Raw genomic sequence first — 660 nt, forward strand, 5'->3', positions numbered from 1 at the left:
GTCGGTCAGCAACATGGAGGCACCGGCGCGGACGAGCGCACCCCACACCGCATCCGGGGCCCGCAGAGCGTCGCGGTCGCTGCCCGCGCCGACCACGAAATTGCCGTCCAGCATGTTCACCCAAAGCCGCACACCCAGCGATCGCGCGCGTGCCGAAACCGTCGCGAGCATCGACAATGGCAGGCGATACGGCAATTCGATGCCAACAGGCTTCACGCTGCCCGCCATCTGCGCGGAGATGATATCGGCGATGGCGAGGTCGCGATCATCGACATCCTGCGGGATCACCAGGAACGCCACTTCGTCATACGGTGCCATTGCTGCAAGCGGCAGCGATCCGGCACCGACCCGCGTCTTGAGCGTCACGCGATCTTGCGCACCGGCTTTGCGCGCGGCGGCGATGACTTGCGGATAGACGGCGTCCTTCACGTCGAGGTTGAGGACGATCCGATCCTTCGCGAGTTCCAGCATCTCGTCGAGCGTCAGCACGGCCTGATCAGTCATTGCCGCCGCCGGGCCGCCTTCGCCCTGACGCAGGTGCAATAGCTTGATCTGGGCCAAAGTGAGATCGGCGACCTTGCCGCTGCCGTCGGTGGTACGGTCGACACTGTCGTCGTGCATGATGACGAGATAGCCGTCGCGCGTTTCGCGCACGTCTGT

1 protein-coding gene is annotated in these 660 nt (G+C 64.8%); it reads right to left on the reverse strand.

Annotation, left to right across the window (positions count from 1 at the left end; translation table 11 throughout):
• On the reverse strand, nt 1-660 hold a 660-nt coding region (locus AACY52_RS29090), incomplete at both ends, for a glycerophosphodiester phosphodiesterase family protein (RefSeq protein WP_339561183.1).

It is taken from the genome of Pseudomonas sp. EA_65y_Pfl1_P113 (assembly GCF_963970525.1).
Lineage (GTDB): Bacteria > Pseudomonadota > Gammaproteobacteria > Pseudomonadales > Pseudomonadaceae > Aquipseudomonas > Aquipseudomonas tritici.